Origin of the sequence: Paenibacillus sp. USHLN196 (assembly GCF_037144955.1) — a bacterium.
Taxonomy (GTDB): domain Bacteria; phylum Bacillota; class Bacilli; order Paenibacillales; family Paenibacillaceae; genus Paenibacillus; species Paenibacillus xylanexedens_C.
The window spans coordinates 393,976-419,970 of the sequence record NZ_JBBCYH010000004.1 but is presented as its reverse complement, the minus strand read 5'-3'; the positions used below and the strand labels follow the sequence as shown (position 1 = coordinate 419,970).

Sequence of the window (25,995 nt, the reverse complement as noted above, 5' to 3'; positions counted from 1 at the left end):
GTTACCCCTTTAGGATGGATAACACAAGCCTTCCTTATTCCTCTGTTGTGTTTTATTGTAACTTTAGTTGATTTGGCTACGTTTATTAGATAATCATGCCGAATCAGGAGGAATTCATTTGAAGAAAATATTACTGACACTCTGCATGTTGCCCTTGCTCATTTGGGTACAAGGCTGCACTCCTGCAACATACGAGATAACAGGTTATACGGGATCATACATTAACCCAGACATTCCAGTTCCAAGCAACGCCAAGCTTATTGAAGGCATAGCTTATTCCGATCATCCCACTCTTAAAGAAGGTGTTAAGTATGAGCTGAAACATATTGGCGGTGAGCAAGGACTATACCCGCCAATGGATTATTTTCAGAAGTTAGCGGATACAGGTTGGGTAGAATTGGAGGAAGAACGACTTGGAAATGTACATTTCCTGAAAAAGGATACTACCGTCATTGCCATTGAAATTCAAGAAGATTCCTTCCAAATTACTGAAATGGTCAAAGGTGCTATGGAGTAACACATTCTTTCACGCTACCCAAACGCAAAAAAGGAGAGGCTCGCAGCCCCTCCTTTCCGGTCTGTGGACAGTTTTCCCCACTTACCTTGTTATATCCTGTTACTTGACGAACTTTGCGACTTTGGCGAGCACTTCTTCTTCTGTCGGAGCACTAATGTACCGACCGTTGATAAAGACAAACGCACGTTTCGCGCAAGGACCGCAATAGGATTTGCACCCAATCTTGATCTCCGTATCTGGAGCCATTTTTTGCAGCTTGGGCACAATCGATTTTAGTCGGACATGATTACACTTTTCGCATACGCGGATATCGTTAGCCATGAGTTCCCCTTCTTCGCGCCCTTAGTGGTCGCCGTGATTGCCTTGGGACGGATTCGTAATGACGAATCCCTCTTCCGGGAAGTAGAGATAGTCAATTTTAACACCGTTCAACAGAGGCTGATCATTCGCGAGAATGACATCAATCTCTTTATCGGTAGATACAACCGTATCATTTTCTTTTGGTGTGTCGATATCAAGACCGTAGTGAGCATGGTCACCATGTGCATGTGTGATGACAACGCGCAGTTTTTTTCCTTCGTTCTCCGGCTTGTCCAATTCAAGCTTCAATACTTTAGCCGCATTACGCGTAATTTTGCAGTTCATTCTCTTCATCTCCTATATTGTAATTGCTGGTTTCAACAATTTCAGCATTCTTAAACTACAGCATCTATTGTAAAGAAAGTTACCGCTCTTCGCAATAACATTGACGCGAATTCAATGTTAAACCTATCCATTTGATCACAATCAAGAAGGTGCGCCCTCCTGAAGCACGGGATATTTGCGTTCTGCACGGCTTACAAACCAGTTCATCAGAATCAAAGTGACCCCGATATCATCTATGGGCATAAACGGAATTACGTCCGGAAGTACCCAGTACAACAGGGCTGGAATAATAAACAACAGCTTTTCTCCCAAAGGAATCTGCGGAGCCCGGAGCAACCGGGGGAGCCTTTTGAAAACTTGTGTCCATCGTTTGAACGACAGCAGTCTTCTCCACTTCATTTGAATCCCTCCGTAACATTATATAGGTCGCCATAACGACACGCACATCATTACCCCTTCAAGAACCATTCAGAACGAATGATGTAAGATGTGAATTAAAAAATAAAAAACGGAACGTCGCTCACAGCGTCCGTTCCTGTTATACGAATAATCCACCGTTAAGTTTCACACCTTCATAATCAGGGACCTTGCCTCATTGTCCATTGGATAACAGTTCAGCCAGCAACATTCCCACTTCTATACAGATATCATCAAACTGTTCTACCGGAAGCGGATTAACACCCAATCCAACTTCCACCGTGAAGCCCGGTCTACCGAAATCTTGAATAAACCAGTCTTTGTATCCGGCATCACTTCCGCCGAGCTTCACTGCTTTGTAGCCGGAAGCTTTGGCAAGCCTGCGCGACAGCGGCGCACTTTCTCTCGGTTCCAGATCACGATAGTTCCAATAGATCTCCTGACCCTGACTATGCAGGGATACGACCGCAGCGAATGCGTGCTGCTGGGTCCATTGTGCTAGCGCCTGCGCCTCCGGTTCTGTCAAAGGCGCTGTGCCTGCGTAATCCCGGGGACCAGGCGAGGACACACCCCTTCTCGCTGCTTCTTCATCCCAATGGGCGGGAAATTGATCATTCAGATCCACCCCCCTAATGTTGGCCTTCCAGTGGGTAAAATTCGATCTGCCGGCATTCCAGGCTAACAATTGCTGTGCATGCGGGTGCTGATTGACCACACCTTCCTGAACCAGCTCAACCCCGTCCGGATTAACCATCGGCACTGCCCAGAGTGTCGTCTCTTGCATCCAGCGTTCTGTCTGGAATTGATGCCATGTCTTATGCGTGCTATACGCCTGGGCATATTCTTCGATAAATTTCATTAGAACTACTGTTGTCAGCCACTCATTGGCATGAACGGAAGCGTTAACATGAATATGTCTCTGCCCTTGCCCGATACGCAAATAAGGCAGTGACTTCCCCATGACACTTGTTCCAATCGAGCCCGTCTCAACAAACGGGTAAAGCTTCTCCAGCCGGTCTATATCCCTGATTAATTCTCGATAACCATACTCTCCCTGAATCTTGACAATAGTTTTTCCATTGGAAGCCGGAATATGAATACAGCGACCAACCCAGTCAGCTATATTGGCAATTTCAGGATTGGCCAGGCGCAAGTCCTCTTCATCCAAACCAAAGCGCCCTGCAATCCCCCCTACGCTCTCTCCAGGTGGGACAGCATACCTGCGACCTGTCCCAGGGACAATACGCAGCATCTGACCTGCAAGCAGGTAAGGCTGGGAGGCAGCTTCCGGATTCAGAGCAGCAAGTAACTCTTTGGTCATATGGTGTGCTGACGCAATTCGCGGCATTGTATCTCCCCGCTGAACAATGATCCACTGCAGTTCCATGTTGTTCTCCTTTCCACAGGAAAAGGCAGGCCTCCTGTCGGGTTCTCCCAATTTCGTGACTATAACATATATATGCATCCCCGGTTGTCCGTCATGTGACATCAATCATGTTCCATCACCTGTCGATGCAGAAACATGACAAAAAAACCCGGAACATCACAGTTCCGGGATATTGTCACAGGCAATATACTTTAATTATAAGTCCTATTCATACATACTTTTGCATATAACTATGGTAATTGCGTAACCTGCCAGACCACAGGGGTCTTGGAGATCTGCTCTCCCAACCATCGACGGGTGATATTCTGGAACATGCGCGGGTCACCAGTGCAGAAAAATTGATGCACCGGGGTCTCATCCCCGCTGGCCAGTTTCCGTTTATCATATAAAATCGTACTGATTTCCCGCGCCGTTTCATCTGCCGAACTGATTAACTTCACTTCCTGTCCCATAACCTCCTGAATGGTGTCCATAAGGAAAGGATAGTGTGTACAACCCAGAATAAGACAATCGATCGGCTGTTGTTTGATCTCACCCAATGATTGCTCCACCGTATGTGTCGTGTGCTCGGAACGAAATTCACCTTGTTCCACCAACGGCACGAGCGCCGGACAAGCCTGACTGACCACATCGATATAGGGGGACAACTGCTTGAGCGCCAATGTATACGCCCCACTGCCAATGGTACCCACAGTACCGATCACACCAATGCGTCCTGTACGTGTCGCTGTGATTGCTGCCCGCGCTCCCGGATGTATAACACCAATGACAGGCACATTCACCTTGGCACGGATATACTCCAGCGCAGCTGCTGTCGCTGTGTTACAGGCGATAACGATAACCTTCGGATCGAACTGGATCAAGAAATCAACGATTTGTTCCGTAAATTGTTTCACTTGTTCGGACGAACGGGGTCCGTACGGTGTTCGGGCAGTATCCCCAAAATAAATGATCTTTTCCCGCGGAAGCTGACGCATCACTTCCTTGGCGACGGTCAATCCTCCCACACCGGAGTCTAATATAGCGATTGCTTGCTGCACGAACACACCGCTTCCTTCTTCATTGAATTGGTTCTCATAATGATTGTTCCACAAAGCTTTCTTCCTACCGTATGAACATTCCGGCAAAAAGGTACCTACATCTTACCCGATTTTATAACAGGGTTCAAATAAAATCCCGCGTGCTGTGTCCACACCGTGTGGACACACAACAAAGCAGGCTCTCCTCTAAACCCGAGGAAAGCCTGCTTTATCCCAAACTTTGCTTAGTTGTCGTCCTTGGACTCATCCGCAGGAAGCTTCGCTACAATGTCGATTCCGGACTCATCTGCTGCTTTGTTGTCCGTATCGGGTTCTGTGATGACTGCCGATATGCGAATCTCCTTGCCTTCAGCGCAGTTACGCCAGGATTGAATATCCTGAATCACAACATCTGCGGTCTCTTTGACCTTGGATACGATCTGTGAACTTTGTTCTCCAACCTTGCCTGCGAGTTCCTGACCTTTCTCCGATACCTGACGAGCACCTTCCGTAATATCCTGACGAAGTTCGCGTCCTGATTTTGGTGCCAGCAGTAACGCTGTTACCGAACCCACTACGGAGCCGATAAGAGCTCCCCACAACAAACTTTTGTTAGAATCCTTCACGTCACATCTCTCCCTTTACTTTCGTTTAAGTACCGGATCAGAAGCAACGGCCTGTCGCTCACCCATCCGGGCGAATGCCTACTCTGTTGATGCATTATAAGCAGCACAGGCTTGACTTGACACTCCAGATAACAAAAAAAATCTGAACAGTTCTCTTTTCAGCTTTTATCAACGCTTAATCAGGTCTGACGAGCAGGCTCCAGATCAGCCGCCGCATGCTCATCTCCCGGGTCCAAATCAATGACATATCGCCCTGGTGCGATCAGTGCCGCCTGATGCTCACAACGCCAGCGACGTCCGCCGGAAGAACCCAACGTCTGTCCATCCTGCAGAACATCTCCCTGATCAAATATGTAATACGCCGCACCCAGTAAGGTCTGGGCAACCGTATCCGGATCAAGACCGACGAAGTGACACTGTACATCAGGTACACCCAGTGCCGACAACCCTACCGTATCCATAACCAACTCGCGTTGTTCTTCCGTACCTCCCGCCTGATACATCCGAACGTTCATGGCTGCATACAGATGTTCCTCACGTTCCTGAGCTTGCGTATATGCTTCCGGTTCAACCAGCTTATCACTGCCGTACCAATACAGCGCATCACAGGTCAGGCTTTCCATGATTGCCAGTACAGTCTTCTGGAACAACTCCAGACGCTGTTTGCGAGGCATGGCTGCGGTGAACATGTCATGTAATCGGATGGAGTACCGTGCAGCTTCTACAACTTGTCCTGCTTCAGGCCAGTGCCATGCTTGCTGCAAAGCCCCGCCAAAACGTGCACGATCCACTATCTCATTGACAGGAAGCATGCAGGTCTGGGCAGGGATATCCCCTTCCTGAAAGGATACCTTGTGGTCCAGATGATAGAAGACCAGCATCTCATGCGCTTGCTCTCCATCCCCTTGTTTCACATCCAGCCGGACTTGTCCTGTGTGACGAATCAGAGCTTCCTGCAATCGCAGGCGATCTACCTCCGGACGTTCCCGGAACAAAAGTTCAACCATATATACCGGATGGAATCCAGAAGGTATTTCATTTGTATCTTTGCTTTCAGTATTTACTTCATTGAATTCTTTTGATTCATTCGTCATGCGATTTCCCTCATTCCTTACGCTGTCCCTCGGCTTGTGCCGTATTGAAAGGACCAAGTTCTTTTTCCACGTAGTCGCTAACCCGGATGGCAAAATGTTCAAGTACGCCTGGCAACTCTACGCTAAGCGGATGAAGCTCAGACCGCTCCCAACTATAATAATCCTGCACCAACGGCTTACGTAACGTAACAAGCTGACGCAATATCTCATAGGTATCGTTGTCAAAAACCTTTTCTTCATAATTAATCTGAATAATATCATCATAGCTGCTCGCATCTCTCATGATGAAGCCATCTATCAGATAACTTCCCACATCAGTAACAATTTCGATCGCCAGGTGAAGACAACGTTCCTGTACCATCCCCAGCATGAGACTGCCATCCCAGGCCTGGGCTGCCCGGCGAAGCCCTTCGGCTACCTCCGGTACAGCAGCTAGCCGGCGGGCAATCTGTTCTCTGTTCACATAATACATTCGTTCACTTCCCGTTCAGTGAGTTATCGGTTCCGTTTCCCTCTTCGCTTAAGCCAGAATATCATCACAGGACAAGCGATTAGAAACACAACAAAAATATATAGAAATTCCATAACGTCTCTTAAATCGCTCATGCAGAGTCCCCTTTATTTCAAAGTCGTGTGAATGACAGATCAGATTTCATAGTCCACGGCGATCGACTGTTCTCTGACTTCGTTCATGTACTTGATTACTTCCTGATGAAGCGGGTGAACCTGATACGCCTGAAGGTCCTCCAGTGAAGCAAATTCTGCTGTGAGTGAAATGTCGAATGATCTGTCCGAGCGAAGCACATCAATGCCTACTTCAAGTGAAATCAGAACATCAATTTTGCCCTCCAGGTTGCGAAGCACCTGGGCAGCGGCTTCAATACTTTCTGCTGAACGATCTTTCATTTTGAACAGGACAATATGTTTAATCATCTGAGCAAGCACCTCGTTTGGTATAATAGTAGAAATGAATGAATTTTCGTGTATTCAAAATATATCATAACGTTCTCTATTACGAAAGGATACGTGGAAACGTTCTCTTGAGAAGAAAAACTAATCCGAACCGTTTCCTTTCGGTTCGGATTTCTCTTGAGATCCATCATCCGTCTGTTTTGCGGATTCATTCTGCGAAGTTTGTCCTGTTTCGGTCTGCTGCTTCATACTGACCGGGCTTTGCTGCGGTTGGGGCCATTCCCGATCCATAAGATACTCCTGACCTTCCTGTTTCTTCAACACGGCTATAGCCTGTCTGAGCTTCCCAGGCAAGGGAAGTCCGATTTTTGCATAATTTTCCGTAATTGAGATCAGTTCATTGACCAGGTAGAAATAAATAGCACCACCTTTGATAATATCGGTTCCCATGAGCAGGTCAATTCGGTGGGCAAGCAAGACAACGGTCAGCATCAGCCCTTTGCGAGCTAGCCCCCAGAATCCAATGTTACTATTCAATCCGGTTCCCGTCCTCACAGCCGCCGCCAAACCTGTTATATAATCCACAGCCATCGCGACCGCGAGCAGGCTCAGCAGTTGATCCCATCCGCCAAAAGCAAACGTAACAATCGCTCCCGAGACAGCAGCAAAGGTATTCACAGATAGACTCACGTTCCTCACCTCTCCCTTACACTTGAGTACCCTACAATATATGTAAAAGTGAGAGATTTGACAGGTCACATGTCATGCTGAACTTGCGGAATTATCATTTCAGATTTGTGCACATCCTTTTTTCAAGCGGATGAAGAAAAGAGGAGGTTTTTGGGGAAATCAGGGAAATAAACCGCATCATATCAACAAAAATTAGATAAAAGTTCTTTAGACCTATTAGTAGTTAATTGGAACTATATTATTTTTATTCCCGTTCAATTTGACCCGTCATTTTTAGTGAAACATTGTAATCTAGGAATATACTAGGATGTCAATTGCGCATGGTCTAGTTCGTAGTTCCCTCTTTATCGTGAATTGACGCATTGATGCATTTGTAACCGGTAAACCCGGCACTTGAAAGTACCCCGTTGTTTATTGTAGTATTTGGTTAAAAAAAATCGGAGGAAATATGCCTAATCAACCAGAACAACATTCCATCCAGGCGTGGTCTCTGATCAACCGTAAATACTTGGGAAAAGGCGTCCGTGTTAAACGATTCCGAAAACCGACACGCTGTCAAATCCGCAATCGTGTTCTTCTTGCCGTGCTGATGGCCAATGATATCAAGCTGTCCCAGCTCGCAGAGGACCTCTCCATCTCATCACGCAGTGTCAGTGCGTGGGTGTATGAAGGACGGATACCCGGCAGTACCAATTTGGACAAGACATGCCAATTACTCGGTTACCCGCGCCACATTCTCTTTAATGAAGAAGTTGTGCGTAATAGCCCTGTGATATGTCAACCCGAGGCATCTCGCTTCATGAAACGTACGGTGACCCGTTCTCCGGTTAGTAACCGTATTCTGACAGGCTTGTGTATGGTCCATGATTTGTCGGTGACAGATGTCAGCCACTGGATCGGGGTTCATCCCGGCACTTTCCGCAAATGGCTGCATCAGGGAACGCTGCCTTCTGCTGCGTTTCAGGAACAAGCGGAGCAATTTTTCCGCATCCCGAAAACTATTTTGTTCGCAGATGTCATCTTGAAAGATCGTCGCAACAACTAAATAAGCGAACAGCCAAAAGGCTCTGCTCTCCCCTAGGGAGGTCAGAGCCTTTTTTAACATAAAACGTATGCCTTCTCTCCCGGACTTGAAGCAGTCTTCTGGCTATTTCATCGGAAATGTCAGATAATCTACCCTTCTTCGCCTTTTGCTTCCAAGGAGAGCCATCACAGCCCTCCACAAGCTAGTTTATGCATTTCAGCATGACTGATCTCTCTAAAAGACCATCCTCACCTCGTGTTCAACACTTCATTAATATATTTCAAACCGGTATATCGAGGACGAAGCGTGTGTGCTGTGGTGAATGCATGCTCTACCATTTCCGGGGTTACACCCAGTTGTTCAATAGTTACAGGTCCGCCTACTTGCTCCAACCAAGCGGTGAGCTGAGCAGCCTCCGGCAAATGGTCGTATATGCCAAACACGGGTTCACCCGATATCTGTGCGAGTTCTTTATATTTTACAGTAAGCAATGCACAAGCTACGCCAACTTTGGCACCATGCAGAACCGGTCTCTCTCCCGCTTGCATCAGGTCCATCTCCCAGATATGAGACAGGTGGTGTTCTCCTCCGGACGCCGGACGGGAATGATCAATAATCAGCATGGAGATGCCGGATACAATTAACGCATCCATTAATACAGCCACCCCTTCAGCTCGTCCCTCCGCAATAGCTTGTACATGATCTATACAGGTGTTCAGCGCTTCTTCTGTCATCCGATAAGCGACCGGACAGAACGGTTCTCCGCCCAGCTCACGAGAAACAATCCAGTCTGCAAGCGAAGTATACTTCCCAAGCATATCTCCGAATCCGGCAGCAGTCATCACTTGGGGGGCTTGCTCCAGAATATCCAGATCGGCAAAGATAGCCTCAGGCGGCACAGCCTGAAATGTCTGTTTGACTCCGCTTACAATTAAGGGTGCACCTGCAGAGGTAAACCCATCTACTGAAGCCGCTGTCGGTATGGACAGAAATGGCTTGTTCATTTTGGAACAGACAAATCGCACCAGATCATGGATGGTACCTGAACCCACGGCGATGACTGCCTCACTAGCCAGGTTCACACCCAACATGACTTGTACAATAGCGGCTTCGTCGGCAACGATATCACCCGTGTGATTCTCCGGTAGAGCGATCTCATCCACATGAATTTCCGCTTCCCGAATACTGCTCAGTACATCAGACCCAGCGGCCAGAAACGTATGACGATCATAAACAACCGTCACATGATTGTACCCTCGCTCAGACAAATAACCCGGCAACCTCTGAATGGCCCCAGCTTCCAGATGAATCAACATATCCACCAATCGATGTTCATGTCCACAAGCACACTGCTGCGCTTCCTCATTCCATGCTGCAATTCGTTCGTTCATATTCATTCGCTCTTACCCTCCCATATGAGATATCATGCATAATTAACAGGTTAAAACCACAAAATGAAATAAGGAAATAAAATGTGATGATTTTCCTGATCACACTTTACTTCCTGTACCCAACATTTGCAAATCCATATCTCATATTTCCAAGTAGGTGAATCGATGAAATTAACGAAAGAATTAGGGGTTTCGCTCGGATTTCTCGCCGGAACCACCTTTGGTAGCGGTATCGCTTTTTTGTTTCGTCTCCAGTCCGTTGAAGTTATTGCCAGTGTTACGCTGTTCGGTATCGCAGGAGCCATTGCGGGAATCATCATGGCAATCATTTTGCGGCAGCGGCAGCATTAGAATGTCGGCCCAAAATGGCATATTCACACTAATTCTACAAAAAATAAAGAAAGGTTCATGAATTGCTCTGGAGCAACTCATGAACCTTTCTTTTGTTTGATGCGGTCGAGAGGACTCGAACCTCCACGGGGGGTTAGCCCACACGGACCTGAACCGTGCGCGTCTGCCAATTCCGCCACGACCGCATAATATGTATCTCCTCATCCATCGATGAAAAGCGTCCGGTGAAGCAATTCCTTGTTTTACCGTAATTCAGAGTATACATGGTTCAAAATTAAAATGCAACTTCTTTTTTATTTCATTCAGGAAAAGGACATATGTCCTTTTATATCAAATTCAAACATCCTATCGTAACATTAAGCAAATATACCAACCATGCAACTGAAAAATGAAGGAGAGATTCACTTTGAAAACAAGCAATCTTTGTTTTATCGGTGCCGGGTTTCATGCATCCACGAATATATATCCTTCTGTTGTTGAGGCTGGAGGGCAGATCCAGGCCATTGCCACTCGCAATATCGAACGCTCTGAAGCAGCTCTGCTGCGATTTGGCAGCAAAGGAAACGCGTATGACAACGCTCAGCTTATGTTACAGCGGGAAACCTGTGACGGAGTCGTTGTCGTCGCCCAGCCTGTAGATCAGACCACTCTTGTCCTTGAATGTATTCGGGCTGGCAAGAATGTATACGTGGATAAACCACTTGGATGGAACGCAGCCGAAGCCGCCACTGTAGCAGAAGCTGCCGAACAGGCTGGGGTCGTCGTCATGGTCGGTTTCATGAAACGTTATGCTCCCATATATGTGAAACTCAAGGAACTCATTGATGGCGGTTCGCTAGGTAAGGTGCGTTCGTTCCAGATGAAGTTCGCGGTAGACAGTACACCATTTTGCAAGGATGAGGAACAATTCATGAAGCTCGCTGCCATTCATATGGTTGATCTGATGCGTTTCCTGTTCGGAGAAGCCGTACGGGTTACAGGCACAACTGTGAAAGATGGGGAACATATCAACCAGAGCATCTCCCTTGTATTTGAGAATAACGTCGTGGGTAGTGCCTATTTCACCGGCATGAGTGCATGGTCACGAGAGAGTGAAAGTGTACTCGTCACCTTTGACAACGGATTTGCGTCAGCTGAAGAGATCAACACACTTACTGTTCATCAATCCCGAAGCTCGACCAGCCTTCCCTGGAAATCTCTCGAGGAGCAAGATACTGTATATACGCCTTCCGGATCTCCCATGTCAGGAGCTTATCGGGACCTTTATCTACGCGGGTTTGTTGGTGAAATGGCGCACTTTATCGAGTGTTGCCAGAATCAGACCGTCCCACATTCCAGCGCCAAGGATAATATTGGAACAATGGCTCTATGTGACTCCATTCTATCGTCACTGAAGTAGCGTATATACGCTTACGATCACATTTTATACATCCAGAGAAGAGCCTGAAACCGGGGCTCTTTTTTTATCTTATATACATCAACACATCTGCCTTCGCCTAGAATTAGGGTTTATAATGGTTTATAATCTGCATAATAAGTGATATGCTCTTCCATGAACTATACGTACTTTATGTAATATAACCACCCAAATAGATACTATAGAGAAAATCACCGGAAAGTGGAGGTGTCTTATAATGAAAAAGGACGCAACCAAGCTATGTCCCGCGCCATACGGCTGTTCCGTGGAAGTTACCCTCAGTGTGATCGGAGGCAAATGGAAAGGTGCCATTTTGTATCATTTATTCTCCGGTCCTTTGAGATTTAACGAGATCCGAAAATTGTTTCCTGACATCACCCAGCGTATGCTCACCCTGCAACTTCGAGAGTTGGAAGGCAGCGGAATTGTTCATCGTGAAATATACCCCCAGATCCCACCTAAAGTGGAGTATTCCCTCACACCATTTGGTGAAACGTTACGGCCAATTATCTTCAGCATGCGAGATTGGGGAGAAACGTATACAAATGAGGTTCTGGCCAGATCCTCACAAGAGGTATAAAACACAAAAGAAGCTGTCCCTTGTTCTTAGGGGTCAGCTTCTTTACTTATTTGATAACCGTCTGGATCGTAACCGTACGGTTACGCCCCTCTTCCTTCGCTTGATACAATGCATTATCCGCCAAGTGAAACAGTTCTGTGGATGTTGTGGAGTGCTTCGGATATTCAGCAATTCCAGCCGAGATGGTGACGGAACGATCTATAGGCAATATGCTTTCTTCGACCGTTATTCGGATACGTTCAGCAATCTCAAAAGCCTCGTTAGACTCGGAATTTCTTAACAAGACTACAAATTCCTCTCCACCAAACCGGGCGCAGACATCTTCTGGTCGAACAGACAATTGAATGATATTGGCAATGTGTTTCAATACTTCATCCCCAGCATGATGCCCGAATGTATCATTAATGGATTTGAAGCGGTCAATATCCAGAACAATAATGGAGAACGGCACCTCATCCTGAATCCATTCCTGGATGACTTCTTCGAAGGTTCTGCGATTGTTCATGCCTGTTAAAACATCTGTTCTGGCATCATAGACAAGCTGGTTCGTCTGTTTCCTAAAGTTCGCCAATGCACCGACAACCGTTCGTGTGAGTAGGTCTGCCTCTCTATTCCAGTGAGGCTTCATCACCGGTAGATCCACTTGTCCCTTATCGACCTGATTCACCAAATCAGCCAGCATAGCAAAAGGACTGGCCAGCTTGCGTGCAACCCGAACCACAATAAGGGTCAGGATCAGGAAAGGCACTGAAGTGTACAGTAACAACATACGGATATGATGATTCAACTGATCGTACACCGTTTGCGTTGGAGACACGATTACGACGCCCCAGTCTGTTGATGGCACTTTGTAATAACCTGCAAGCGAATCCACACCTGCCAGGTTTTTGTATTGTTCTTTACCGTGCTCGTTTGCTAACAGCTTTTGCACCACTTCATTTTTACTGACATTTTCACCAATTCGGTTGGTGTTTGGGTGAAATAACAAAGTGCCCTTCTTATCCACAATAAAAAAGTAGGAACCATTACTTGTCTTGAGCTGACTGCCAAAAGACAGACTCAATATATTATTTTCCTGTAAAAAGATATTTCCACCGATTGTTCCTTGGTACTCCCCTGCCGAATCAAAGATCGGTTCACTTACAAATACAATTCTGCGTTTGGTTCTGGGTGTCTGGTACGCTTCGGAGATATACGAAGCCCTCAATTTAACCGCTTCTTTTGCTGCATTGGAACTAACATGGTGACCTACGCTAGCCTGTGAGTAAGGTGAGGTAGACCTGACTACTCCCGCTTTATCTACCAAAGAAACGGAATTGAAAAAATTACTGCTATTGCGAACCAAATCCAATCTGGAATTCAATTCTTTTGTATTGGATTGATCCATATCCGGGAAATATTTGGTTGCATATTTCAAACTCTCCTGCATGGAATAAAAAAGTGAATCCAGCGTTTGGCTCATTTGCACAGCGCTTGCATAATTTAGCGACAGGGTGTTATCAATGAGTGATTGTTTCTGAGATGTATAAGATGAGATAACCATGATGGTCAATGTCATTAACACTGAAATGGTGACCAACCCGCCAAGCAAGGCCGTAAGGCTAATCTTCTTGATATTTTTTAGTTTTTTTCGTAATCTGGATATCCTGTTTGGTGCAATCATTTTATTACTTCCCCCGGATTTTCATGAAAAAGCATATTCCTTCTATCTTATACGAAAGTTGTTAAGATCGAATGAAGAGTTTGTGAAGTCTTAACAATTACATCGTAAGATTGACGATTTAATGACATTTTACTTTTCCTGGCAGAATTAATGTTCAGGATCAACCTGAATCGACAATGATATATCCTTCTTCTGGCTCCTGTTCAACAAACCCCGCCATGTGACGAAGCTGAAAATCAATCGGATGATGACTGCCCATCAAAATACGATTTTGGACCTCATCTGCAGTTTCTGCAGGTAATGCGAATGCACGTGTATAGGCAAACCGTCCCTGAAGTGTGGTATAGATCGCATTGACAAGCCGATCATTGCCCGCACGTCCGAACACATTAAGGATCACAGCTCCATCCGAGTCCAGCTTGTCCTTGACCATGGCAAAAAAATCACTGGATATAAACTGCTTAGGTGTACCCGTTGCCGTAAAAGCATCAATAATAATATAATCATATGTCTCAGCGGGTTCATGCCCTAATAATTCACGACCATCCCCAATGAGCACAGAATTTCCTTGATATCCAAAAAAGGTTCGGCTCAACTCAGCGACCTCTGCGTCCAGCTCAGCCACCTTTACCTCGCGATCGGACAAGTAGGTTGGCAACGTGCCAATACCATGTCCTACCACAAACACTTTATCAAATGCAGGGTCATTTCGTTCCATTAGATGCACGATCGCTCGGGGATACTCCAGCACCATCCGTGCAGGCTCATCCAGATCCATGGCTCCCTGCACAGCTGCGTTGGAGAATTCCAATACACGAAACCGTCCCTTTTCTCCATAAAGCCTTTTTGTATCATATACCGTCAGCTCATGCTGTTCACTTTTATTTCGATACAGAACTCTCACGAACCGTTCTCCCTTCGTACTCTTATACTTATTCGACATATATCTTCATTCTATTACACGGGATGACAACATTCCACCCTATACTTGAATGATTGTAGTAGAACAAAAAAAGACTGTTTCCGATCATACGGAAACAGCCTTTTTATGAAGCTTTCAACATTATTAAGAGCCTATCGCCTCATGCAGAGCCTGGACATATTCCACGCCCAGATTGGAGAGAGAAGTACTCTTGTGACTTATCCAGCCTACATTAATGGTTTCCTCACATTCCAGCGGAACAGGAATAATCTCGTTTCCATTCAGATCGGCGCTAAGCACTCCCGTAGAGATGGTATAACCATTCAGACCAATCAACAGATTAAACAATGTTGCGCGGTCATTGACCTGTATGCTTTTGGGGTGAGATAACGTACTCAGGATCTCTTCAGAAAAATGAAAGGAATTGTACTCTCCCTGGTCAAAAGACAGGTACGGATAATCTTGCAGTTGCTCGATTGCAACCGACTCCTGCTTCGCCAGCGGGTTGTTCACACTGATAAATATATGGGGCTTGGCCGTAAACAGGCTTGTAAAGACCAGACCCGCATCTTTTAACAATTTGTTAATTACTTTGGCATTGAATTCATTCAAATACAGGATGCCAATTTCACTTCGCAGGCTTTTCACATCCTGAATTATCTCATAGGTCTTTGTCTCTCGAAGCGCCAACTCATATTCATCCTGACCATACTGCTGTACCAGACGAACAAAGGCATTCACCGCAAACGCATAATGCTGCGTCGATACGGAGAAATGCTGCGGGGATGGCTTGGCGTTCAGATAACGATTCTCCAGCAGTTCGGCCTGCTCCACCACCTGCCGTGCATAACTCAGGAACTCCACGCCTTCTTTGGACAGCGATATGCCCTTATTGGTACGTTCAAAAATGGTAATGCGCAGCTCCTGCTCCAGATCCCGAATGGCATTCGAAAGGCTGGGTTGCGAGATAAACAGCCGTTTGGCCGCTTCATTCATCGAGCCACGTGTGGCAACTTCAATCACATATTTTAATTGCTGTAAGGTCAAGGTTGAATTCCTCTTTTCGATATCATTGTACCTATTATATACCAAAAGAGACTCTGAACTTAAGCTATACTCGCTGTAGGTCTCACTACAATCTCATTCACGTCGACCTCTGCAGGCTGGTTGATGGCGTATAGGATACTTTGCGCAATTGCCGAGGCAGGAATGGAGATGTTGCGATACTCTTTCATCAAATCCCTCGCTTCTTCATCGGAGATCGTGTCCGCTAGTTCCGATTCGGTCACACCAGGAGAAACGAGTGTTACCCGAATATCTCCACCCACTTCCTGACGAAGACCCTCCGAAATTGCACGGACAGCATATTTCGTTGCACAGTACACCGCGGCTGTTGGTGATACAACATAGGCACCGATAGAGGCGATATTGATAAATTGGCCGAAACCCTGCTGTTTCATGATGGGAAGGCCAGCTGCAATACCGTGAAGCACACCACGAATATTGACATCAATCATGCGATTCCATTCGTCAATCTTTAGTGCTCCGAGAGGGGATAGAGGCATAACACCAGCATTATTAATAATAACGTCAACATGTCCGTAGTGATTCCGGGCCCTATCCACAATTGCCTGCATCTCTTCCAATCGAGTCACATCAAGTGGTTGATATTCAACCGAACCGCCCTCCGAACGAATCGATGAGGCCAATTCCTCCAAGCGCTCCACACGTCTAGCTCCAATAATCACATGTGCACCATGCTGTGAAAGCAAACGAGCAACTGCTTCCCCAATTCCGCTACTTGCACCAGTTATAACAACGACTTTCCCTTTTACATTGGACATATTAATCCACTCCTTCTCATTGGTTATTGGTTATTGGCATTCTCTCGATACAAAACCATGCCAGCATGGTACAAAATATCTTCTCTAAAGTCTCCGTCTGCTGTAAAACCCATATCATCCACATATTCAATATGTTCTCCCTGTATTACGTAGCATCCCTTATATGCACTTTGTCGATTGCCCCTCGATTCGTCATATCGACCATTAGGAAGAAGTTCGTGCCGGATGTACCCATCCTTCGTGACCCACATTCCTACATATGGTTGTTTTTGTTCGTCTTTGCTTCCCATGTGCTCAAGTCCCATTGCTCCAGCCTCCTTTCCATTATTCAAAAGTTTCTCTTTGCTCATCTACATTATGAAGGGGATTAGTGACTGCCCGATAGAAAAATCCAACAGCATTCTTGCCTATAACTCCAGGAAATTCTAAAATAATAACAATAGCTTTTACAGGAGGGCTGCACTTCATGCTTTTAAAAACAACGAAAATGGATCACGAAATTAAAGAGCAACAACAAAAGTTGGCTTCTCTAATTCAACGTTTCACCCCTATTGATGGAATCCATGCGACGGCAATTCCTTCGCTTGCCTTAATCCGTACCTCAGAGATCTCACAACCCATATTTTCTGTTCATCAACCTGCCCTCTGCATTGTGGCCCAAGGGTCCAAATTAGTTATACTGGGACGTGAGAGCTATACCTACGACCAATCTCAATATTTAGTAGCTTCGGTAAACTTGCCTATTTCAGGACAGGTTGTGCAAGCAACCAATGAAAATCCCTATCTATGCATGCGACTGGATTTTGATCCAGGGCAGATCTTCGATCTGATTCGTGAAACCCCTTGTGCACCGCCCAAACCTGACAACTCAACAAGCCGTGGATTGTTTGTTAGCTCAACCAAGCTCCCACTACTTGAAGTCGTATTCCGATTGGTTGGCTTGCTGGACACACCCAAGGACATTCCTGTCCTTGCTCCACTCTTCATCCGCGAGATTCTATATCGCATTATTCAGGATGAACATGGACATTCTGTTATGCAGTTTGCTGTCCAAAATAGTCATGCACAGCACATCGCTGAAGTCATTGAAGTCATTCAATCCGAATACGCTAAACCACTTCGAATTGAACAGCTTGCCGCAATGGTCAACATGAGTTCCTCCTCTTTGCATCATCATTTCAAAGCCATCACCGCCATGAGTCCACTGCAATTCCAGAAACAGATCCGGCTGCAAGAAGCCCGGCGAATGTTGCTTTCAGGTTCAACCGATGCCGCCGATGCCGCGTTCCAGGTTGGCTATGAGAGCCCTTCCCAATTCAGCCGGGAATATGCCCGGATGTATGGGCTTCCCCCAAAAAGCGATATCAAACGCCTTCGCCACACACTCGAAATGGAATACTAAAAATAAAAACCCTCGTCATTATGACGTGGGTTTTCGAATTCCAATGGAGAGCATGGCATCAGGAGAATATATTCTTTTTTTCAAATACAGACATCTGATTCTCGCCGATAATAGGACATTCATCGGGAAACATACTTCGTTTATGCAACTTCTCGTCGATAAAATCCACCACCTGTTGTAACGAAGCAATCTGCGTTTCAACTTTCTTCCGATGATTCACCAGCATCTCCCGTTCCTCTGGGAAATCTGCCAGATCCGAATCCACGGACATCTGTAGATATGGCTTCATTTCCTCCAGAGACATCCCTGTTTTTTTCAGGCAAGTGATCAATTTCATCGTGTGAATATCCTCCGGGCGGTATACCCTATGCCGATTGACCTTGCGTTCAGCTCGGGGAAGAAGTCCAATTTTCTCATAATAACGAATTGTATCTTCCGATAATCCAGCCTGTTCTGACGTTTCTTTAATGGAGAACAATTCATTTTCGCTCATCATACGGGCCTCCTCCACTTTCATTTCTCTCCATATTACAACTTGGAGTCAGCTCCAAGTCAAGCATGATCGGCTCTCCCATTTCCCCCCTTGACTTGGAGTCGACTCCAAGTTATAGAATGAGCGCAGCATACAGATTCGTTCTGTAATCTCATTTCTTCTGGAGGTATATATGAATATACAAAATCAACTTCGCACCGCACTTATCACAGGCTCAACGTCAGGAATCGGGCTAGAACTGACTCGCAAGTTACTGGCCGAACAATGGCAGGTCATCGGTCTCAATCGTTCCACTTTCCCGACTGACGATACCGATATTCAGAACGCATTACGATCAGGCCAGCTCCGGTTAGTTCAGGCTAACCTGACCAACTACGACAGTCTGAGAACGGCACTGGATCAGATTAAATCCGATACCGATTCGATCGATGTCTTATTTAACAATGCAGGAGGTAGTGCTGCTGAACTTCGATTTTCTGATCAGGGACATGAAATGCACTTTGAACTTCAGACCGTGGTTCCTTACATCATTTACATGGATTTAGTTGACCTATTACTCAAAGGACAGATGAAAACCGTCGTTAATACCTCTACCACTGCTTTCAATATGGTCAAACAATTCGATCTGAACACTCTGGAACGTCCGACTGAATTCAAAAAGCTGTTTGGTCCCTATGCCATATCGAAGCTTGGCCTATCCCTATGGACACGCGAGGTTGCTAAGTCTGCCAAAGCGGATGGCATACAACTACTTAGCGTAGATCCCGGTGGAAATAATACGCTAAGGGGTAACAAAACATCCGGCTTACCCTTCTATATCAAACCCATTATGAAATGGTTCTTTCCCCATCCGAGCCATGGCGCTTCGCTGCTCTACAATGGGGCCTTCTCACCAACTAGACATGAATCCGGTACGTTTCTGGTTAAAAATAAAGCGACAGCCCTTCGTTTCACAGAGCAAGGTCCTGCCGTTCTACATCGAGTAAATGAAATCTACGAGCAGCGTTTTCTTATAAATCAATCTGAAAATCCTGCATCCACCCAAGTCTAATCATGATATACACATGGAGACGTGCCCACATTCGGTCGCGTCTTTTTTGTCGTTTGTCCTTCATATTATCCAAGCCCTGATTCATAGGTGTAAGCATAACGATACAACGGTGTGTGTGTGTGGCATGTTACCAAATCTGGAGGGATCACTCAATGACCAAAGGACAGCAACCAAACGAAAAACCATTTATTATCCCGCAACCTATTCGCAGTGATGGCGCTGGAGGACCTGATCTGGGACCCAGAGACGTCATGAGAGATATACAGAATCCCGACATGCTGGTACCTCCAGCAACCGATAACGGCTTATTGCCTAATCTAAGAATGTCTTTTTCCGATACACATATGCAATTGAACCATGGCGGGTGGTCTCGTGAAATCACCGTACGTGATCTTCCTGTTGCCACTACATTGGCTGGTGTGAACATGAGTCTGACGCCCGGAGGTGTAAGGGAACTGCACTGGCATCAACAATCCGAATGGGCCTATATGATCTGGGGAACCGCAAGAATCACCTCGGTAGATCAGAACGGACGTAATTTTATTGCGGATGTCGGGCCTGGCGATCTCTGGTTTTTTCCAAAAGGTCTGCCTCATTCCATTCAGGGACTGGAGGATGGTTATGAATTTCTGCTCGTGTTTGATGATGGCTCCTTCTCCGATCTGAATACGTTATCCATTTCCGACTGGTTTGCCCATACACCACCAGAAGTATTGTCTGTCAATTTCGGTGTGCCCGAATCTGCATTTCAGTCGATGCCGAAGGAACAGGTCTACATTTTCCAAGATACCGTTCCGGGTTCCATCGAAAGCCAGGAAGTTCAGTCGCCATACGGTACCGTTCCTCTCACATTCAAACACCGATTGCTGGCTCAGGAACCGCTAATTACACCCGGCGGAAGCGTTCGGATTGTAGACTCCACCAACTTCCCCATCTCGACTACTGTTGCAGCCGCACTTGTTGAGATCAGACCTGGCGCCATGCGCGAACTGCACTGGCATCCCAATGCAGATGAATGGCAATACTATTTGACAGGACAAGGGAAAATGACTGTCTTTGGAGGCAATGGCATTGCTCGCACATTTGATTATCGGGCTGGAGATGTGGGATATGTACCCGTGGCATTGGAACACTATATACAGAATACCGGTACAGACACATTATGGTTTTTGGAGATATTCCGGAGTGATCGCTTTGAGGATGTGTCATTGAATCAGTGGATGGCTTTAACGCCTCGGGATCTGGTCCGTGACAATCTGAATGCACCCCCTGAGTTGCTCGATGCGCTGCGAAAAATAAAATGGCCTGTCGTTTAATTTAGTATGTACCTCTATCATTAGTGCCGAAACTGGGTAATTGTCAGAGAATCCCACTATACAAGGAGGAATATGAAGATGAGAGCCGTTACGTTTCAGGGAATCAAGGATATTCAAGTCAAAGAGGTTGAAGACCCCAAACTGCAACAGAAGGATGACATTATCGTTCGTATTACTTCCACAGCCATATGTGGATCCGATTTGCACATTTATCAGGGAGCCTTGCCTGCTGCCAAAGATTACGTTATCGGTCATGAACCGATGGGTATTGTAGAAGAAGTTGGTCCGGAAGTGACACGTGTGAAGAAGGGGGATCGCGTGGTCTTGCCTTTTAACATCGCTTGTGGTGAATGCTTCTATTGTCATCATGACATGGAGAGCCAGTGCGATAATTCCAACGGCAACCCGGATATTCATACAGGTGGTTATTTTGGATTCACCGAACGCTACGGAAACCACCCCGGAGGTCAAGCAGAATTGTTGCGTGTCCCCTACGGGAACTTCACACCATTTGTGATTCCGGAATCCTGCGAATTGGAGGATGAAGCTTTATTGTTCCTGTCCGATGTTCTCCCAACCGCTTACTGGAGTGTCGAGAATGCAGGAGTTAAACCGGGAGATACAGTTACCGTACTCGGTAGTGGACCCATTGGGCTGATGACCCAGAAGTTCGCCTGGATGAAAGGTGCCAAACGCGTTATTGCTGTGGATCGACTACCCTATCGACTGGAGAAAGCCAAACGCTTAAATGATACAGAGATCTTTAATTTTGAAGACTACGACGATATGGGCGAGCATATTCGTGAGATTACACAAGGTGGGACCGACGTTGTTATCGACTGTGTGGGTATGGATGGCAAAAAGAACATGCTGGAAGAAATCGGGCAGAAACTAAAACTTCATGGCGGCACCCTAAGCGCGATCGAAATCGGCATGAAAGCTATCCGCAAATTCGGTACCCTTCAATTGACGGGTGTGTATGGTTCATCCTACAATATGTTTCCGTTAGGCAATCTGTTTGAACGTAATATTAATCTCAAAATGGGACAAGCTCCTGTTATACATTACATGCCTGAGTTGTTCCGCAAGATCACTGCTGGTGAATTTGATCCAACCGAGATCATCTCCCATCGAATTTCGCTGGAGAATGCAAGCGATGCGTACCGCATTTTCAACGATCATGAAGACGAATGCACCAAAGTTATACTCAAACCCTGAGCCGACATTTTTGTTTTAAATATGCAAAATAAAACAAGCAGAACTACCTGTTCAAGGTACGTCTGCCTGTTTTATTTTTATCCAAAAGTCGGCTTGATGGCTTGAATATACACACTTTCTCCTTGGAAGCTGATGAGGTTACCTTGCCCCGTCTCTTCAAAGTTAAAAAATGTTCTGATGATGGATGGTGCACTCAACATACTCGCTTCAAGTTCCCTTCTCTCTTCACTCGGCAGTGCTGCACGGTTACACCATTCTTCAAACTTAAAGCGCTTCTGGAAGGAAACCATTGTTTCCATTCGGAATCCGGCATACTCCAGCATGTGAATCCATTCCGTCTTACGCCATGCCCGAACATGGCTTGCATCTCTGTACTTCTCCACTTCATTGTAAAACTGGTCATTCTCATCGCGTTCAGGAGCCACGTTGTCAATCAATAACAACCTTCCACCAGGCTTCAAGACGCGTAGTGCCTCAGAGACAAAGGAAGAAACGTCTGGAAAATGGTGTGCAGCGATTCGGCAGGTGACAAGGTCAAAGAAATCGTCGTCGAAAGGCAACTTCTCTGCATCCCCGGCTACAAAATCTACATTACGATGCCCATTTCCCCGAATAAACTGTTCAGCTACCTGGAGCATTTCCTCCGTCAGATCCAAAGCTGTTACCTGCTGCACGAGTGGAGCCATTGCATTGGCTACATGCCCTCCCCCAGTGGCGATATCCAGCACCCTCATATCCGGAGTGGCTTGAGATGAAGCCACGAGCAGCGCGAGATCCTCACCTTTGGCGTGTCCAGCACTCGTCACGTATTTCTCCGCATTTTTTGCAAACTGCTTCTGGACCTGACTCTTGATTACATCAGACATTCCAATTCCTCCTACAATTGTTTCATTAGACGAAACCTAGTTTCATAACATAATTATATTCATTTTACCACAGATAAATATAAAAGCATCCCCCAAGTGAATTCCACTTAGGGGATGCTTCTTATATTTTAATCATCATAACCGATGACATGTTACCTCTAGTACTAACCCTTATGGTTACTTCACGAGCGTTGGCGACTTCTTCCACAGTCCCAGGATCAGACCGGAGATCACAGCACCAATCGCAACAGCGAGCAGGAATAACAGTGCGTGGTTCGCCAGTGCTGCAACGAAGATCCCGCCATGCGGAGCAGGTACATTAATGCTCCACAGTTGTGTCAGTCCGCCGGCAACAGCGGAACCCAGAATACATGAAGTCAATACACGTAATGGATCAGCCGCAGCAAATGGAATTGCACCTTCTGTGATGAAAGAGAATCCAAGTACATAGTTAGTCAGGCCAGACTTGCGTTCTTGCTCCGTGAATTTGGATTTGAAGAACGTGGTTGCAAGTGCAATGGCCAGAGGAGGTACCATACCGCCTGCCATAACCGCAGCCATCCATGCACCATCTGTGTTACCACTGGATGTAAATACGCCAATGGCGAACGTGTAAGCCGCTTTGTTGAACGGTCCACCCATATCGATGGACATCATGCCGCCAAGCAGCACGCCCAGCAATACCGCATTACCTGTACCCAGGTTACCAAGTGCGTCTACAAGCCAAGTGTTCAGGGAACCAAAGATTGGATCAAACACATAGAAACTGATTGCACCCACGATCAGCAGGCCGAATACCGGATACAGCAGGATTGGTTTTAAGCCATCTAGCGCTTTCGGCAAACCTTTGAACAACTTACGGAGTCCAATGATTACATAACCAGCCAGGAAACCGGCAGCCAAACCGCCAAGGAAACCAGCGTTCGAGTTAACTGCCATCAATCCACCGACCATACCAGGCATCAGGGCCGGGCGATCACCAATACTCATCGCGATAAATCCGGCAAGTACCGGAATCAGGAAGTGGAACGCACCTGTTCCGCCACCGATCGTTTGAAGCAGTTGCACAATCGGATTCTCAGGGCTAGCAAGCTGTTCGAACAAGAAGGAGATTGCTAGCAGGATACCGCCACCTACAACGAATGGCAGCATATGCGAAATACCATTCATCAGATCTTTATAGATTTTGCTACCTACATTAATCTTACCAGTGCTTGAGCCCTCTTCCTTGGCATTTCCGCCCTGACTGCGATAGATCGGTGCATCACCGTTAACAGCTTTGCGAATCAACTCTTCGGATTTGCGGATTCCATCGCTCACTGGTCTTTGCAATACCGGTTTGCCATCGAAACGTGCCATCTCCACATTTTTGTCTGCGGCAACGATAACCCCTTTGGCGCGAGCAATCTCGTCAGCAGTGAGAACATTCTGTGCGCCTTCGGAACCGTTCGTCTCTACGCGAATATTGATGCCCATTTCCTGAGCTTTCTTTTTAAGTGCATCTTCAGCCATAAATGTATGAGCTATACCTGTTGGACAGGCTGTAACCGCGACAACAAAATCTTCCGAATTTGCATTACCTACAATCACACCAGAAGTATTCTGTTGCTGACCAGTAGTAGAAGCGGATGCGGCATTTGCTGCTCTCTCAGCTTTTGCTTTCTCTTTGGCTGCTTCCTTCTCTGCTGCTTCCGCCTGTTTGGCATCAAACAATGCACTGACTTCTGCAGGTGTATCTGTGCTCATCAGTTGTGAGATGAAATCGCTATCAATCAACAACCTCGAAAGAGCTGCAAGCGTACGCAAATGGGTATTACCTGCGCCTTCTGGAGCCGCAATCATGAAGAACACATGAGCTGGCTGATCATCCAACGCTTCAAAATCAAGTCCTTTTCTACTCTTGGCAAATACAACCGTTGGTTCATTCACCGCTGTAGTTTTGGCGTGAGGCATCGCAATTCCGCCGCCAATACCTGTGCTGGATTCAGCTTCTCTTTTATAGATCATTTCCTTGAACAGGACCGGATCATTAATACGTCCGCTTCGGTTAAGGCTTGCAATTAATTCATCAATAGCCTCGCCTTTGGTTGTGGCTTGCAGGTCCATGATCATCGTTTCCTGGATCATCAAGTCTGTTATTCTCATCTTGGTACACTCCCTTAAGTTCTATCGGCCTGCGATGTGCAGGCCGCACTACATTACAATTACAATAAATTAATTTTATGTGAGCGTTAAACTAAATCGCCGTAATGGTTACTTGATTGCGCAGTTCATCAATCCGTTCACGTGTTGCCAGGTCATCGGAGAACGCAGTCGCGCTTCCGGATGCAACCCCTGTCCGGAAAGCTTCCAGCAGGTCCCCGTTCAGGACATAGGTACCTACGAATCCGCCAATCATGGAGTCTCCGGCACCGACCGAATTTTTCACGCTACCTTTTGGCACATTCGCATGATGAACTTCCGCTTTGGTAATGAATAATGCACCTTCGCCTGCCATGGAGATCAACACATGTTTAGCACCAGCTTCAAGCAACTTACGCCCGTATAACACCAGTTCCTCGCGTGTCTCAATGGTTACACCGAACAGTTCAGCCAGCTCATGATGATTCGGCTTCACCAGTAACGGTTCATGTACAAGAGCTGCCATTAGTGCAGGGCCAGTCGTGTCAATTACAAATTCAGCACCCGTTTGCTTGCATACTTTAATGAGACGATCATAGAAATCCGATCCAAGAGAAGGTGGTACACTTCCGGACAGAACGACAATATCTCCTTTTTGCAATGAAGATAATTTGCGTAGCAACTGATCTGCCTCTCCTGCGCTTATTGCAGGTCCAAGACCATTAATCTCGGTCTCTTCTCCATGCTTCAACTTAATGTTAATGCGGGTATCATCTGCAATCGTAACAAAGTCAGTTCGGATGTTATCTTCATGCAACTTGTCATTAATGAAACGTCCCGTGAATCCACCAAGGAAACCAATAGCCGTGTTATCTGCCCCGAGTTGATTCAGGATGCGAGAGACATTAATGCCTTTGCCACCAGGGAGCTTCAAATCCCGATTCATTCGATTCAATCCGCCAAGCTTCAGCTCATCCACTTCCACGATGTAATCAATGGACGGGTTAAGTGTTATCGTATATATCATCG

The 25,995-nt window shown here is 46.3% G+C and carries 28 protein-coding genes, 1 tRNA gene and 1 pseudogene; 9 read left to right on the top strand and 21 right to left on the bottom strand.

The annotated features are described in order from the left end of the window. The first annotated feature begins 118 nt into the window (after positions 1 to 118). Positions 119 to 517 (top strand): hypothetical protein, encoded by a 399-nt coding sequence (locus WFI24_RS11855; RefSeq protein WP_336760928.1) that lies wholly within the window; start codon positions 119 to 121, stop codon positions 515 to 517. A 99-nt stretch (positions 518 to 616) separates the two neighbouring features. On the opposite strand, the gene WFI24_RS11850 is transcribed toward WFI24_RS11855, so the two are convergent. The 10 genes and pseudogenes from WFI24_RS11850 to WFI24_RS11805 all read right to left on the bottom strand — a co-directional run. Further along, positions 617 to 838, bottom strand: coding sequence for a DUF1450 domain-containing protein (locus tag WFI24_RS11850; RefSeq protein ID WP_017689421.1), 222 nt, complete (start codon positions 836 to 838; stop codon positions 617 to 619). A gap of 21 nt (positions 839 to 859) precedes the next feature. Continuing rightward, positions 860 to 1,162: a heme biosynthesis protein HemY gene (locus WFI24_RS11845; protein ID WP_036609727.1), complete on the bottom strand. Its 303-nt coding sequence runs from the start codon at positions 1,160 to 1,162 to the stop codon at positions 860 to 862. Positions 1,163 to 1,303: 141 nt separating this feature from the next. After that, positions 1,304 to 1,561, bottom strand: a complete 258-nt coding sequence (locus WFI24_RS11840; RefSeq protein WP_336760924.1) for a hypothetical protein — start codon at positions 1,559 to 1,561, stop codon at positions 1,304 to 1,306. Between the two features lie 193 nt (positions 1,562 to 1,754). Further along, positions 1,755 to 2,966: a M14 family zinc carboxypeptidase gene (locus WFI24_RS11835; protein ID WP_442956217.1), complete on the bottom strand. Its 1,212-nt coding sequence runs from the start codon at positions 2,964 to 2,966 to the stop codon at positions 1,755 to 1,757. Between the two features lie 230 nt (positions 2,967 to 3,196). Further along, positions 3,197 to 4,006: a glutamate racemase gene (racE, locus tag WFI24_RS11830; RefSeq protein ID WP_336761254.1), complete on the bottom strand. Its 810-nt coding sequence runs from the start codon at positions 4,004 to 4,006 to the stop codon at positions 3,197 to 3,199. Positions 4,007 to 4,230: 224 nt separating this feature from the next. Next, complete coding sequence (locus WFI24_RS11825) at positions 4,231 to 4,611, bottom strand: YtxH domain-containing protein (protein WP_145319407.1); 381 nt, start codon at positions 4,609 to 4,611, stop codon at positions 4,231 to 4,233. 179 nt (positions 4,612 to 4,790) lie between these two features. Then, on the bottom strand, positions 4,791 to 5,705 hold the full coding sequence (locus tag WFI24_RS11820) for a DUF4261 domain-containing protein (protein ID WP_336760922.1): 915 nt from the start codon (positions 5,703 to 5,705) through the stop codon (positions 4,791 to 4,793). A gap of 10 nt (positions 5,706 to 5,715) precedes the next feature. Beyond that, positions 5,716 to 6,177: a DUF86 domain-containing protein gene (locus WFI24_RS11815; protein WP_336760920.1), complete on the bottom strand. Its 462-nt coding sequence runs from the start codon at positions 6,175 to 6,177 to the stop codon at positions 5,716 to 5,718. A gap of 173 nt (positions 6,178 to 6,350) precedes the next feature. After that, positions 6,351 to 6,638 carry a Dabb family protein gene (locus tag WFI24_RS11810; RefSeq protein WP_145319417.1) on the bottom strand — a complete coding sequence of 96 codons (288 nt, stop codon included), beginning with the start codon at positions 6,636 to 6,638 and terminating at the stop codon, positions 6,351 to 6,353. Between the two features lie 285 nt (positions 6,639 to 6,923). After that, positions 6,924 to 7,316: pseudogene (locus WFI24_RS11805) on the bottom strand (phage holin family protein); the annotation flags it as partial. Positions 7,317 to 7,755: 439 nt separating this feature from the next. On the opposite strand from WFI24_RS11805, the gene WFI24_RS11800 reads away from it, so the two are divergent. Further along, on the top strand, positions 7,756 to 8,352 hold the full coding sequence (locus WFI24_RS11800) for a helix-turn-helix domain-containing protein (protein WP_145319421.1): 597 nt from the start codon (positions 7,756 to 7,758) through the stop codon (positions 8,350 to 8,352). A gap of 227 nt (positions 8,353 to 8,579) precedes the next feature. On the opposite strand, the gene WFI24_RS11795 is transcribed toward WFI24_RS11800, so the two are convergent. Then, positions 8,580 to 9,728, bottom strand: coding sequence for a sn-glycerol-1-phosphate dehydrogenase (locus tag WFI24_RS11795; RefSeq protein WP_336760917.1), 1,149 nt, complete (start codon positions 9,726 to 9,728; stop codon positions 8,580 to 8,582). Positions 9,729 to 9,887: 159 nt separating this feature from the next. Here WFI24_RS11795 and WFI24_RS11790 point away from each other — a divergent pair, with 159 nt between their 5' ends. Further along, positions 9,888 to 10,073, top strand: coding sequence for a hypothetical protein (locus WFI24_RS11790; RefSeq protein ID WP_145319427.1), 186 nt, complete (start codon positions 9,888 to 9,890; stop codon positions 10,071 to 10,073). A gap of 100 nt (positions 10,074 to 10,173) precedes the next feature. On the opposite strand, the gene WFI24_RS11785 is transcribed toward WFI24_RS11790, so the two are convergent. Continuing rightward, positions 10,174 to 10,258 (bottom strand) — tRNA-Leu (locus tag WFI24_RS11785). A gap of 221 nt (positions 10,259 to 10,479) precedes the next feature. On the opposite strand from WFI24_RS11785, the gene WFI24_RS11780 reads away from it, so the two are divergent. Together WFI24_RS11780 and WFI24_RS11775 are read left to right on the top strand one after the other, a co-directional pair. Then, on the top strand, positions 10,480 to 11,472 hold the full coding sequence (locus WFI24_RS11780) for a Gfo/Idh/MocA family protein (protein WP_336760913.1): 993 nt from the start codon (positions 10,480 to 10,482) through the stop codon (positions 11,470 to 11,472). A 235-nt stretch (positions 11,473 to 11,707) separates the two neighbouring features. Next, positions 11,708 to 12,070: a winged helix-turn-helix transcriptional regulator gene (locus tag WFI24_RS11775; RefSeq protein WP_017689435.1), complete on the top strand. Its 363-nt coding sequence runs from the start codon at positions 11,708 to 11,710 to the stop codon at positions 12,068 to 12,070. 46 nt (positions 12,071 to 12,116) lie between these two features. Here the strand turns inward: WFI24_RS11775 and WFI24_RS11770 are convergent, their stop codons facing one another. The 5 genes from WFI24_RS11770 to WFI24_RS11750 all read right to left on the bottom strand — a co-directional run bounded on the left by WFI24_RS11770 (position 12,117) and on the right by WFI24_RS11750 (position 16,804). Beyond that, positions 12,117 to 13,733, bottom strand: a complete 1,617-nt coding sequence (locus WFI24_RS11770; protein ID WP_336760910.1) for a sensor domain-containing diguanylate cyclase — start codon at positions 13,731 to 13,733, stop codon at positions 12,117 to 12,119. 160 nt (positions 13,734 to 13,893) lie between these two features. Further along, positions 13,894 to 14,637, bottom strand: coding sequence for a spermidine synthase (locus WFI24_RS11765; RefSeq protein WP_336760908.1), 744 nt, complete (start codon positions 14,635 to 14,637; stop codon positions 13,894 to 13,896). 162 nt (positions 14,638 to 14,799) lie between these two features. Next, positions 14,800 to 15,702, bottom strand: coding sequence for a LysR family transcriptional regulator (locus tag WFI24_RS11760; protein WP_336760906.1), 903 nt, complete (start codon positions 15,700 to 15,702; stop codon positions 14,800 to 14,802). Positions 15,703 to 15,761: 59 nt separating this feature from the next. Beyond that, positions 15,762 to 16,499: an SDR family oxidoreductase gene (locus tag WFI24_RS11755; RefSeq protein ID WP_336760904.1), complete on the bottom strand. Its 738-nt coding sequence runs from the start codon at positions 16,497 to 16,499 to the stop codon at positions 15,762 to 15,764. A gap of 23 nt (positions 16,500 to 16,522) precedes the next feature. Next, entirely contained in the window at positions 16,523 to 16,804 is a 282-nt protein-coding gene (locus tag WFI24_RS11750; RefSeq protein ID WP_442956216.1) for an Atu4866 domain-containing protein, read from the bottom strand. Between the two features lie 161 nt (positions 16,805 to 16,965). On the opposite strand from WFI24_RS11750, the gene WFI24_RS11745 reads away from it, so the two are divergent. Beyond that, positions 16,966 to 17,901: an AraC family transcriptional regulator gene (locus WFI24_RS11745; RefSeq protein ID WP_336760903.1), complete on the top strand. Its 936-nt coding sequence runs from the start codon at positions 16,966 to 16,968 to the stop codon at positions 17,899 to 17,901. Positions 17,902 to 17,959: 58 nt separating this feature from the next. Here the strand turns inward: WFI24_RS11745 and WFI24_RS11740 are convergent, their stop codons facing one another. Beyond that, complete coding sequence (locus WFI24_RS11740) at positions 17,960 to 18,397, bottom strand: MerR family transcriptional regulator (RefSeq protein ID WP_442956215.1); 438 nt, start codon at positions 18,395 to 18,397, stop codon at positions 17,960 to 17,962. Positions 18,398 to 18,566: 169 nt separating this feature from the next. Between WFI24_RS11740 and WFI24_RS11735 the strand changes: the two genes are divergently transcribed. From WFI24_RS11735 to WFI24_RS11725, 3 genes are all read left to right on the top strand, one after another. Continuing rightward, positions 18,567 to 19,445: an SDR family NAD(P)-dependent oxidoreductase gene (locus WFI24_RS11735; RefSeq protein WP_336760901.1), complete on the top strand. Its 879-nt coding sequence runs from the start codon at positions 18,567 to 18,569 to the stop codon at positions 19,443 to 19,445. A 152-nt stretch (positions 19,446 to 19,597) separates the two neighbouring features. Next, the gene (locus tag WFI24_RS11730; protein ID WP_336760899.1) at positions 19,598 to 20,761 is read left to right on the top strand and encodes an oxalate decarboxylase family bicupin; all 1,164 of its coding nucleotides are present in this window, start codon (positions 19,598 to 19,600) and stop codon (positions 20,759 to 20,761) included. 78 nt (positions 20,762 to 20,839) lie between these two features. Then, entirely contained in the window at positions 20,840 to 21,979 is a 1,140-nt protein-coding gene (locus WFI24_RS11725) for a zinc-dependent alcohol dehydrogenase (protein ID WP_336760897.1), read from the top strand. Between the two features lie 77 nt (positions 21,980 to 22,056). On the opposite strand, the gene WFI24_RS11720 is transcribed toward WFI24_RS11725, so the two are convergent. The 3 genes from WFI24_RS11720 to pfkB form a co-directional block, all read right to left on the bottom strand. Further along, positions 22,057 to 22,845 carry a class I SAM-dependent methyltransferase gene (locus WFI24_RS11720; protein WP_336760895.1) on the bottom strand — a complete coding sequence of 263 codons (789 nt, stop codon included), beginning with the start codon at positions 22,843 to 22,845 and terminating at the stop codon, positions 22,057 to 22,059. A 177-nt stretch (positions 22,846 to 23,022) separates the two neighbouring features. Then, entirely contained in the window at positions 23,023 to 24,990 is a 1,968-nt protein-coding gene (locus tag WFI24_RS11715; protein ID WP_336760893.1) for a PTS fructose transporter subunit IIABC, read from the bottom strand. 91 nt (positions 24,991 to 25,081) lie between these two features. Continuing rightward, positions 25,082 to 25,993, bottom strand: coding sequence for a 1-phosphofructokinase (pfkB, locus tag WFI24_RS11710; protein WP_336760891.1), 912 nt, complete (start codon positions 25,991 to 25,993; stop codon positions 25,082 to 25,084). Positions 25,994 to 25,995 lie beyond the last annotated feature (2 nt).

What these genes read in the sequence shown, in the direction of transcription:
- WFI24_RS11820 (WP_336760922.1), bottom strand. Translation starts at nt 5,705, where the DNA reads ATGACGAATGAATCAAAAGAATTCAATGAAGTAAATACTGAAAGCAAA.
- WFI24_RS11790 (WP_145319427.1), top strand. Translation starts at nt 9,888, where the DNA reads ATGAAATTAACGAAAGAATTAGGGGTTTCGCTCGGATTTCTCGCCGGA.
- WFI24_RS11720 (WP_336760895.1), bottom strand. Translation starts at nt 22,845, where the DNA reads ATGTCTGATGTAATCAAGAGTCAGGTCCAGAAGCAGTTTGCAAAAAAT.
- WFI24_RS11770 (WP_336760910.1), bottom strand. Translation starts at nt 13,733, where the DNA reads ATGATTGCACCAAACAGGATATCCAGATTACGAAAAAAACTAAAAAAT.
- WFI24_RS11755 (WP_336760904.1), bottom strand. Translation starts at nt 16,499, where the DNA reads ATGTCCAATGTAAAAGGGAAAGTCGTTGTTATAACTGGTGCAAGTAGC.
- WFI24_RS11740 (WP_442956215.1), bottom strand. Translation starts at nt 18,397, where the DNA reads ATGATGAGCGAAAATGAATTGTTCTCCATTAAAGAAACGTCAGAACAG.
- WFI24_RS11730 (WP_336760899.1), top strand. Translation starts at nt 19,598, where the DNA reads ATGACCAAAGGACAGCAACCAAACGAAAAACCATTTATTATCCCGCAA.
- WFI24_RS11725 (WP_336760897.1), top strand. Translation starts at nt 20,840, where the DNA reads ATGAGAGCCGTTACGTTTCAGGGAATCAAGGATATTCAAGTCAAAGAG.
- WFI24_RS11715 (WP_336760893.1), bottom strand. Translation starts at nt 24,990, where the DNA reads ATGAGAATAACAGACTTGATGATCCAGGAAACGATGATCATGGACCTG.
- WFI24_RS11835 (WP_442956217.1), bottom strand. Translation starts at nt 2,966, where the DNA reads ATGGAACTGCAGTGGATCATTGTTCAGCGGGGAGATACAATGCCGCGA.
- WFI24_RS11775 (WP_017689435.1), top strand. Translation starts at nt 11,708, where the DNA reads ATGAAAAAGGACGCAACCAAGCTATGTCCCGCGCCATACGGCTGTTCC.
- WFI24_RS11810 (WP_145319417.1), bottom strand. Translation starts at nt 6,638, where the DNA reads ATGATTAAACATATTGTCCTGTTCAAAATGAAAGATCGTTCAGCAGAA.
- WFI24_RS11750 (WP_442956216.1), bottom strand. Translation starts at nt 16,804, where the DNA reads ATGGGACTTGAGCACATGGGAAGCAAAGACGAACAAAAACAACCATAT.
- WFI24_RS11845 (WP_036609727.1), bottom strand. Translation starts at nt 1,162, where the DNA reads ATGAACTGCAAAATTACGCGTAATGCGGCTAAAGTATTGAAGCTTGAA.
- WFI24_RS11795 (WP_336760917.1), bottom strand. Translation starts at nt 9,728, where the DNA reads ATGAATATGAACGAACGAATTGCAGCATGGAATGAGGAAGCGCAGCAG.
- WFI24_RS11815 (WP_336760920.1), bottom strand. Translation starts at nt 6,177, where the DNA reads ATGTATTATGTGAACAGAGAACAGATTGCCCGCCGGCTAGCTGCTGTA.
- WFI24_RS11800 (WP_145319421.1), top strand. Translation starts at nt 7,756, where the DNA reads ATGCCTAATCAACCAGAACAACATTCCATCCAGGCGTGGTCTCTGATC.
- WFI24_RS11735 (WP_336760901.1), top strand. Translation starts at nt 18,567, where the DNA reads ATGAATATACAAAATCAACTTCGCACCGCACTTATCACAGGCTCAACG.
- WFI24_RS11840 (WP_336760924.1), bottom strand. Translation starts at nt 1,561, where the DNA reads ATGAAGTGGAGAAGACTGCTGTCGTTCAAACGATGGACACAAGTTTTC.
- WFI24_RS11745 (WP_336760903.1), top strand. Translation starts at nt 16,966, where the DNA reads ATGCTTTTAAAAACAACGAAAATGGATCACGAAATTAAAGAGCAACAA.
- WFI24_RS11850 (WP_017689421.1), bottom strand. Translation starts at nt 838, where the DNA reads ATGGCTAACGATATCCGCGTATGCGAAAAGTGTAATCATGTCCGACTA.
- pfkB (WP_336760891.1), bottom strand. Translation starts at nt 25,993, where the DNA reads ATGATATATACGATAACACTTAACCCGTCCATTGATTACATCGTGGAA.